Here is a 10,272-nt window from a genome sequence, read left to right as displayed (position 1 = left end):
GGGGGGGGGTGGTTGGGGGTGGGGGGGCGCCCCCGCGCGCGCGGCGCACCGCCCCCCCCCCCCGCCGGGGCGCCGGGTGTGGGGTTTCCCCCCCCCCCCCCCCCACGACTCGGCCTCAGAGGGCTCCGAGCGGAACTCTCCATTCAGCGCAGCACGCTTCCACGGCCGTCGAAGGGTAGGGGCGATCCTGTGGCCGGGCGGGCAGACGCGCAAAAGGTTCCGCCGGCTGATCCGTCAGCCAACGAGACGCCCTCAAGGGCCAGTTCGACCGACCAACACGACGGTCGAACTGGCCCTTGAGGGCGTCACTTTCCACGTTGCCCACGCGTGCTGGCCCCGGCTGGCGCGAGCTGACACAACTTCCAGACCGGCCAGACCGTCAGCCGTGCAAGTACGCACCACTCCTGAGGCACTGAGCGGGGCGCAGGAGGCCTCCACCCCGGATACAGGTCGATCAAGCCAGGACACCGTCCTGCCTCATGCTGACCAATTGCTGACCCCAGCACGGCAACCAGGGCTCTGACCTGCAGAAACACCCAACCGCTAGATCTTGGACTTGAACATGGTACGAAGCACGAAGAAGCTCCCGATTCGTCTGCTCCCTGCCTGCTTCTGCAGGTCAAGGGCGGTCTTCGGAGCGTACAACGCTTCGCATTCCCGGTCAGCCGGTCATCGCGGGAGACACCCCTTGCGGTGATCCACTTCACAAAGGTGAAGAAATTGCGTAATTGATCTTGTGGATCTACCCGGCGTCCTTCGTCCGCGTCGCGATCGACGAGAACGGCTCGATCTCCGCCGTTGAGGGCATCGACCTCAACCTGTCCTGGTTCCGCCTTCAAACGGATCTTGCTCACCAAGAAGGTCGACCGTGTCGGCAGATGTCGTGCCGGACGGCACGGAATGGGCGGCGGCACGGGTCGGCTCTCGCGATGTGCCGGCTCCGCGCGGAAGGCGTCCGCGCGTCACCGCCACCGTCAGCCCTCCGGCCAGCAGTCCCCAGAACGCGGAACCCACGCCGAGCAGCGTCACCCCGGATGCGGTCGCCAGGAACGTGACGACCGCCGCCTCCCGCCACTTGTCGTCCGAGACGGCGGAGGCCAGGGAGTTCCCGATGGTGTTGAGCAGGCCGAGTCCGGCGATGCCGAGAATGAGGGCGGTCGGCAGTGCCGTCAGCAGCGAGCTCACCGTTCCGCCGAGGATGCCCACGCACAGATAGAAGATTCCTGCCCAGACTCCGGCCAAGTAGCGCCGGTCCGGATCCTCGTGCGCCTCAGGCCCCGTGCAGATGGCCGCCGTGATGGCGGCGAGGTTCAGGCCGAAGCAACCGAACGGCGCGAGCAGCAGATTGGTGAGGCCGGTCCAGGTGATCAGAGGCGACACCGGCACCCGGTCGTACCCGTCGCCGCGCAAGACCGCGACGCCCGGCAGATTCTGCGACGCCATCGTGACGACGAACAGTGGCAACGCGACGCTGACGATCACTTGCCACGAGAACGCGGGGGCCGTGAACACGGGTTCGGCGAAGGCGAAGCGGATCCTCCCGGGTCGCAGCGAGCCCTGTACGGCCGCGACCGCGACGCCTACCGCGAGCGCCAGGATGATCGCGAAGCGGGGCAGCAGCCGCCGCCCGAGCAGATAGGCCGCGAAAATGGAGAACACGACGGCGAAATGACCGTCCATACCGGCGAAGAGTCCGGTGCCGAACTGTACGAGCACCCCGCCGAGCAGGCCCGCCGCGAGCGGTACGGGGATCCTTCCCATCACTCGCTCGAACAAGCCCGTCAGGCCGCTGAGCACGATCAGCGCGGCGGACACGATGAAGGCGCCGACGGCTTGAGCCATCGTCACCCCGTCGAGGCCGGACACCAGCAACGCCGCTCCGGGGGTGGACCATGCGGTGACCACAGGAGCCCGGTACCGCAGGGACAGGCCGATACACGTGACGCCCATACCGACCCCGAGGGCCAGCATCCATGAGCTGAGCTCTCCCGGCCCCGCCCCGGCCGCTTTTGCGGCGGCGAAGACGATCGCAGCGGAACTGGTGACTCCCACCAACACCGCGATCAGGCCGGCCGACACGGCGGCGGCCGACGCGCCCCTGGGCGACTTCTGGTGTTCGATCTCGTTCACCGGACAAATTCTCGCCAGTTCCCTGCATGTCGGACAACCCATATCCCACTGTCCGAGACCGCGTTGAGGGGAGAGCGCTCCGCCGTGTCGTCGGAGTGCGACGGCGAGCCGCGACCAGGTGCGGTGTGCCACCGCCCACGTCACTCGGGCGACAAGGCGAACTGCCGCGCGGGTGACGAAGTCCTCGCACGAGGAGCCGGAAGCCTCCACGCCCGGCACGCACCCTTCCCGGTCAATTCAAGATCGACACATGGAATCTTCCCGAGTCCGCCGCCCGAAGGGAAAGTGCGCCCGGATTCGGACATGCCGCACCAGAGAAAGTTCCTCATTCACCTATTGGCGTTTCGATGATGTGTGAGCGGAGTGAACGAGACGCCACCATCAAGGAATTGCTCCGATTCCCGGCACCTCTTCCGGCGTCCATGGTTGACCGAATCAATGCGCCCGCACACCGCCCCACTGGTTCAACATTGACCAGCCAGTAACAACAGGGCTACCTTTCAACGCGTTTCGAGCAGGCCTTATGAATCGGTGTTCCCCGGGGTTGTCGCAGGTCCCGCCGGAATCCGACGCGCCGCCATCGTTGTCGTACCGCATCCCCCACCATGCAGTCTCAGCTTGATTCGGAGAATCATGACGTCTGCTGTGCGTTCCGAGGACATGATCATCGGCATCACCCCGTTCGGCGAACCCGACGCCCGGCTCGCCGCGGCGGTGTGCCGGGCCGGCGGACTCGGCGTTCTCGACCTGGGCGACGGGGACCGAAGATCCCGTGACGCGCTGGAGCGCCTGCACCGCCTGGCACCGGGCCCGTTCGGGGTGCGGGTCGGCGCCCGCTGCCGACTGGACCCCGCCGACCTCGCGCCGGGGACCGGCGATCCCGGTCGGCCGGACACGGTGGTCCTCGCGGTCGACGCGCCGTGGCAGGCCGGCGACGTGGCCGCCGGGCACCGTGTGCTGGTGGAGGTCACGGACCTCGACGAGGCGCGGGCCGCGGTGCTCGCCGGGGCGTACGGGCTGATCGCCCGCGGCAGCGAATGCGGCGGCCGGATCGGGGAGTTGAGTACCTTCGTCCTGCTCCAGCGGCTGCTCGCCGCGCCCGACATGCCGCTCCCGGTCTGGGCCTGTGGCGGAATCGGCCCCCGGACGGCGGCCGCCGCGATGGCCGGCGGGGCGGCCGGGGTGGTACTGGACAGCCAGCTCGCACTGCTCGCCGAGTCCTCCCTGCCGGAGGCGGCCGCGGCGCAACTGCGGCCCCTGGACGGTTCGGAGACGACGGTGCTGGCGGGTCACCGGGTGCTGCTCCGGCGGGGCCCGGACGCGCCGCGCATCGCCGGGACCGACCCGGAGACGGTGGCGGCGGCACTGGGCGCACAGGATCCCCGTACCCAGTTGCTGCCGGTGGGTCAGGACGGCTTCCTCGCCGCCCGGTTCGCGCGGTGCTGGGGGGATGTGCGTGGGACGGTGCGCGCTCTGACGGACGCGGTGCGCGACGTCGTACGCGACGACGCGGCCGCCGGAGCACTGGGCACGGGCTCCCCGATGAGCCGGGCGCTCGGCACCCGGCTGCCCGTCGCGCAGGGACCGATGACCAGGGTCAGCGACCGCGCCGAGTTCGCGGCGGCGGTCGCCGAGGACGGCGCGCTGCCGTTTCTCGCGCTGGCGCTGGCGGACGGCGCGCGCACCCGCGCGATGCTGGCCGAGACCCGGGCCGCCGTGGCCGGGCGGCCCTGGGGCGTCGGCGTGCTCGGCTTCGCGCCGGAGGAGGTGCGCGCCGCCCAGTTGGAGGCGGTACGGGAGCTGCGGCCGACGCACGCCGTCATCGCGGGCGGGCGGCCTTCCCAGGCGCAGGCGCTGGAGCGGGACGGGATCCGCACCTTCCTGCACGTGCCCTCGCCGGGACTGCTGCGGCAGTTCCTGGAAGCCGGGGCCCGCCGGTTCGTGTTCGAGGGTTCCGAGTGCGGCGGGCACGTCGGTCCGCGCGGCAGTTTCCCGCTCTGGGAGGCACAACTCGCGGTCCTGGAGGACTTCCTGGACGACGCGGCCGACAGGAGCGGCAGGAACAACAGGGGCGGCAAGGGCGGCAGCGAGGATGCGGGCGACGGGAACGGCAGGGATACGGCGGAGTCGCTGGAGGTGTTCTTCGCGGGCGGCGTCCACGACGAGCGCTCGGCGGCGATGGTCGCCGCGCTCGCGGCCCCGCTGACCTCGCGCGGGGCCGCCGTCGGGGTCCTCATGGGCACCGCGTACCTGTTCACCGAGGAGGCGGTCGCGCGCGGCGCGATCCAGCCGCTCTTCCAACGCCAGGTGCGGGCCGCCGAGCGGACCACGCTCCTGGAGACCGCGCCCGGCCACGCCACCCGCTGCCTGCCGAGCTCGTTCACCGAGGGGTACCGCGAGCACGAGGGTCGGCTGCGGTCCGCGGGCGTGGCCGACCGGCGGGTCTGGGAGGAACTGGAGCAGCTCAACATCGGGCGGCTGCGGCTCGCGAGCAAGGGCGTGGAACGGGACGGCGGCGGGGCGCTCAGGTCGGTCGACGAGGCACGCCAGCTCACCGACGGCATGTTCATGGCCGGGGAGGTGGCCGTCCTGCGCTCGGCCACCACCACCGTCGCGGCGCTGCACGAGTCGGTGACCTCCGGGGCCGCCGGCTTCCTCACACGGCGGGCGGCGGGGCTGCGGGGCCGGCTGGGCGAGCGGCCGGGCGGGTCCGGGACCCGGGAGCCGGTGGTGCCCCCTCCGTTGGACATCGCGGTCGTCGGGATGGCCTGTATGTTCCCGCAGGCGCCCGACCTCCCCGCCTTCTGGGCGAACGTCGTCGGCGGCCGGGACGCGGTCGGCGAGGTCCCGCCCGAGCGCTGGGACCCGGCCGTGCACTACGGGCAGCGCGACGACGGGGCCACCCCTTCCAGTGGCGCCTCCCCCTCCAGCGGTGCCGTCCCCTCCAAGTGGGGCGGCTTCCTGCCCCGTATCCCCTTCGATCCGCTGCGCTACGGCATCCCGCCGGCGTCGCTCGGCAGCATCGAGCCGGTCCAGCTGCTGTCCCTGGAAGCCGCCCGGCGCGCCCTGGAGGACGCCGGATACGGCGACGGGGGAAGGGAGTTCGACCGTTCCCGTACCTCGGTGGTGTTCGGCGCGGAGGCGGGCAGCGACCTGTCCAACGCGGCCACGCTGCGCGCCGTGCTCCCGTCGTACCACGGGCGCGTCCCCGAGGGCCTCGACGGCCAGTTGCCCCGGCTGACCGAGGACTCCTTCCCCGGCATGCTCTCCAATGTGATCTCCGGCCGGATCGCCAACCGGCTGGACCTCGGCGGCGCCAACTTCACCGTCGACGCCGCCTGCGCCTCCTCGTTGGCCGCGGTGGACGTCGCGTGCAAGGAACTCACCGGCGGCACCAGCGATGTGGTGCTGTGCGGCGGCGCCGACCTGCACAACGGCATCAACGATTACGTCCTGTTCTCCTCGGTGCACGCGCTCTCCCCCACGGGGCGCTCCCGCTCCTTCGACAACTCTGCGGACGGCATCGCGCTCGGCGAGGGCGTCGCCTGCGTGGTCCTGAAGCGGCTCGCGGACGCCGAGCGGGACGGCGACCGGATCTACGGCGTGATCAAGGGCCTCGGCAGTTCCAGCGACGGCCGCTCACTGGGTCTGACCGCGCCCCGCCCCGAGGGGCAGCGCTCGGCGCTGGAGCGGGCCTACCGCAACGCGGGTGTCTCACCGGCGGACGTCGGTCTCGTCGAGGCGCACGGAACCGGGACCGTGGTCGGCGACCGCACCGAACTGACCGTCCTGGGCGAGGTGTTCGGTAGGGCCGGGGCCAAGCCGGGGAGCTGTGCGCTCGGTTCGGTCAAGTCGCAGATAGGACACACCAAGTGTGCCGCCGGGCTGGCCGGGCTGATCAAGGCGACCCTGGCGCTGTACACCGGCGTCCAGCCGCCCACCTTGCATCTGGAGCACCCCAACGCCGCCTGGGATGAGGAGAGCAGCCCGTTCGCCTTCCACACCAGGGCCCGGCCCTGGGCGGCTCCGGCCCCGCAACGGCTCGCCGGTGTCAGCGCGTTCGGCTTCGGCGGCACCAACTTCCATGTGGTGCTGGGCGCGTACGCGGACGGCGCGGCACCGGCGCAGGCGCTGGACGAATGGCCCGCCGAACTGTTCGTGTTCCGGGGCCGTGACACGGCGGCGGCGCACCGGGCCGCCGAGGAACTGCTCGGGGCCGCCGAGACCGACGGCCGGCCGTGGCGGCTGCGCGACCTGGCGCTGAGCGCGGCCCGCCGGGCCGACGTCTGTCCGGATCCGGCGCGGGTGGCGGTGGTGGCCGCGGACGTGGACGAACTGACCGGGCGGCTGCGGCGGGCGCTGGCCGGAGAGCACGATCCCGCGCACGGCGTCCATCTCGCCCAGGACCCGGCCGAGGGCAAGGTCGCCTTCCTCTTTCCCGGTCAGGGCAGCCAGCGCCCCGGAATGCTCAGCGACCTGTTCGTCGCCTTCCCCGAGCTGCGCCACTACCTCGAACTCGGCGCCGACCACGCGGGCCGGCTGTACCCGCCCACCGCCTTCGACGACGGCGCACGCGACCGGCAGCGGGCGGCGCTCACCGACACCCGGGCCGCACAGCCCGCGCTCGGCATCACCGGACTCGCCGCCCACGCCCTGCTCACCACGGCCGGGGTGCGGCCCGACATGGCCGCCGGGCACAGTTACGGCGAGCTGGTCGCCCTGAGCGCGGCGGGCGCCCTGAGCCCCGAGACGCTTCTCGCGCTCAGCTCCGAACGGGCGGCGGCCATCCTCGCGGCCGCCGGGGCGGACCGCGGAGCGGACCCGGGGACCATGGCCGCGGTCACGGCCGGCGCCGCGGAGGTCGTAGGGGCCCTTCGGGCTGTGGAGGCCCCGGCCGCCGTGGTCGTCGCCAACCGCAACGCGCCCCGTCAGACGGTGATATCCGGCCCGGCCGACGACGTCACGGACGCCGTGCGTCTGCTGCGCGAGGCCGGGTACGACGCCCGGCGCATCCCCGTGGCCTGCGCCTTCCACAGCCCTGTGGTCGCCGGTGCGGGCGCCCGGTTCGCCGAGGCGCTCGCGGCCCGTCCGGTGCGCGCGCCGGAGTTCCCGGTGTGGTCCAACCGCACCGCGACGCCGTACGCCGCCGACCCGGACGCGGTGCGGGCCGAACTCGCCGCACAGATCGGCGCCCCGGTCGGGTTCGTCGAGCAGATCGAGGCGATGTACGAGGCGGGCGCGCGGATCTTCGTCGAGGCCGGACCCGGATCCGTGCTGACCGGGCTGGTCGGACAGATCCTCGGCGACCTGCCGCATCGGACGGTCGCCTGTGAGCCGCGCCCGGACAGCGGACTGCGCGGCTGGCTGGACGCCCTGGCCCGACTGGCCGTCGCCGGGCTGCCGGTGCGCACCGGCTGGCTGCTACGGGGCCGCGACGCCGTCGACGCCGTGCGCACGCCGGTTCCGAAGCGGCCCGGCTGGACGGTCGACGGACAGTTGGTACGCACCGCCGCCGGAGACCTCCTCCCCGGTGCGCTCGCACCGGCCCGACGAGTCGTGGAGACGACTGTGCCGACGAACCCCCCGCACGCGGTCCCGTCCGACCGGGACAGCCACCACGGTATGCACGACATGCGCGACATGCGCGGCAGCAACGGCAGCAACGGCAGCAACGGCAGCAACAACGTGCACTACCAGGACCGCCAGGACGCCCAGGACGCGCTGATCTCCGAATTCCTGCGCACCAGCCGCGAGATGGTCGCAGCCCAGCGTGACGTGCTGATGACCTACCTCGGAGCGGTGGCCGGGGAACGGGCGGCCGCGCCACCCGCACCCGTCGCCGCGTCGGCACCGCGGGACACGACGGCCGCAGCACCCCAGGCGGAGCCGCCGATGTCCCCACCACCGCGGACCACAGGGCCGTCGGCCGACCAGGCAGGCGCCACCGGGTCGCCGTCGGTTCAGGACGTCGACGTCCAGCGGGTGGTCCTGGAGATCATCAGCGAGCGAACCGGTTATCCCCTCGACATGATCGAGCCCGATCTCGACCTGGAGGCCGATCTCAGCATCGACTCCATCAAGCGGGCCGAGATAGCCGGCGAACTGGCCCGGCGCCTCGGCGCCGGGGACGGCGCGGACCTCACCGGCCTCGACGACGCCGAGTTGGAGGAACTGGCGAAGGCACGGACGGCCGCCGCCGTGACCGACTGGCTGACCGCGCGGCTCTCCGGCCCCGCCGAGCCGACCACGCTTCCCGCCGAGGACTCCGAGACGATCCCGGCGGCCGACATGGCTGAAGCCTCCGCGGCTACCGAGTCGGCTGAGGCGTTCGAGGCGTCGGAGGCGTCCGGGACGGTCGAGGCCGTGCGATCGGCGAGCAGCGACGCGGTGAACGGCGATGCGGCGGACAGCGATGCGGTGAACGCCGCGACGGTGGGCGGCGAGGCGCCCAAGCGGTACCTGCTGCGGTCGGTGCCCCTCGGGCAGGAGGGTGACATCGCGGATCCGGCGGCCGTACTGTCCGGCACGCGGTGGGCCGTCCTCGGCGACGCTCCCGAGATCGGCGCCCGGCTCACCTCGTACGGCGCCGACGTCGTCGTACGCGACCGGGAACATCTGCTCACCCAGGACGACGGCCGGGTGGACGGGGTCCTGTACCTCGTCACGGGTGGCGCGCCGGTGCTGCCGGACGCGTTCCCCGTTCTGAAGGCCGCCCTCGCCCTGGAACCGCGCCGGCTGCTGGCCCTGCGGGCCGTAGGCAGGGACACGCCGAACACGGCGGCTGCGGGGCTGCGCGGCTTCTTCCGCACCGTGGCGCGCGAGTACCCGTCGCTGGTCGCGCGGACGGTGGAGGTGGTGACCACGTCACCCGTCGCGGACACCCTGACCGTCGCGGACACGCTGTCCGTCGCGGACGGGCTGCTGCTCGCGGACGCGCTCGTCGAGGAGTTGTGCGTGTCCAGCCTCGCCCCGGTCGTCCTGCGCCGGCCGGAGGGCCGGTTCGGTCTGGAGCTCGTCGAGTCACCGCTGGGGATCCTCGGCGGCACCGGCGCCGGCCCGGCCGGTGCCGGTGCGGCTGAAGCCGCCGCGCTCGGCCTGGACCGGGACGCGGTGGTCCTGCTGGCCGGCGGGGCACGCGGCATCACCGCGCAGTGCGCCGCGGCCATCGCGGCCGCCGGCCGGTGCCGGCTCGAACTGCTCGGCAGGACACCCGTGCCGGACGGCCCGGAGGACCCGGACACGGCCGCCGCCCGTACCCCGGCCGCACTGCGCGCGGCGCTCGCCGCCCGCGGCGGGACGAGACCGGCGGCGATCAACCAGGCCGCCGAACTCCTCCTCGCCCAGCGGGAGATCACCACGACGCTGACGGAACTCAGGGCGCTCGGAAGCGAAGTCCGCTACCGCTGCGTCGACTTCCGGGAGCCGGAGGCGGTGCTCCAGGCGGTCAAGGACATCCACGCCGAGCACGGCCGCCTCGACGGAGTCGTCTACGCGGCCGGGGTGATCGAGGACCGGATCATCGCCGAGAAGACCCCCGAGTCCTTCCAGCGGGTCTACGGCACGAAGGCGACCGGCGCCGGCGCCCTGCTCACCGCGCTGGAGGAACTGCCCGACGGACCGGCGTTCAGTGTGTTGTTCGGCAGCATCTCCGGGGTACTCGGCAACCGGGGCCAGGCGGACTACGCGGCGGCCAACGACGCGCTCCAGACCCTCGGCTCGGCCTGGGCCGCCCGCACCGGGCACCGGGCGCTGACCGTGCACTGGGGGCCCTGGGCACCCGCCGCCCGGCACGGCGGCATGGTCGGACCGGAGCTGGCACGCGCCTACGGCCGCCGGGGCATCGGCCTGATCGACCCCGAGGAAGGCACCGCGGCCCTGCTGCGTGAACTCGCCTGGGGCGACCCGTCGACCACCGCCGTCGTCTACACCGCCTCGGGCTGGTGAGGGTTTCGGTGACGGATCCCGCGGCGGGTCCGGTGACGCACCGGGCGAAGGCTCCCGGGACGGGCCAGGAACAGGACCGGACGGCGGATGCGGCAGGTGCCGCGGGTGCGGCGGGTGCGGCGGGTGCGGCGGGTGCGGCGGGTGCGGCGGGTGCGGCGGAAGAGCCGGTGGCGCGGCGGCAGGTTCCGGTCGCCATCG

The 10,272-nt window shown here is 72.9% G+C and carries 2 protein-coding genes; one reads left to right on the top strand and one right to left on the bottom strand.

Annotation, left to right across the window (positions count from 1 at the left end; all coding sequences use genetic code 11):
* Positions 1-813: 813 nt before the first annotated feature.
* Complete coding sequence (locus ACFXGX_RS10410; protein WP_384787649.1) at positions 814-2,130, bottom strand: benzoate/H(+) symporter BenE family transporter; 1,317 nt, start codon at positions 2,128-2,130, stop codon at positions 814-816.
* A gap of 633 nt (positions 2,131-2,763) precedes the next feature.
* Between ACFXGX_RS10410 and ACFXGX_RS10405 the strand changes: the two genes are divergently transcribed.
* Complete coding sequence (locus tag ACFXGX_RS10405) at positions 2,764-10,074, top strand: SDR family NAD(P)-dependent oxidoreductase (protein WP_384787646.1); 7,311 nt, start codon at positions 2,764-2,766, stop codon at positions 10,072-10,074.
* Positions 10,075-10,272: the final 198 nt, after the last annotated feature.

It is taken from the genome of Streptomyces sp. NPDC059371 (genome assembly GCF_042751995.1).
GTDB lineage: Bacteria > Actinomycetota > Actinomycetes > Streptomycetales > Streptomycetaceae > Streptomyces.
Note: the sequence above shows the minus strand (reverse complement) of the source record. Positions and strands in the feature narration are given on the sequence as shown.

What these genes read in the sequence shown, in the direction of transcription:
- ACFXGX_RS10405 (WP_384787646.1), top strand. Translation starts at nt 2,764, where the DNA reads ATGACGTCTGCTGTGCGTTCCGAGGACATGATCATCGGCATCACCCCG.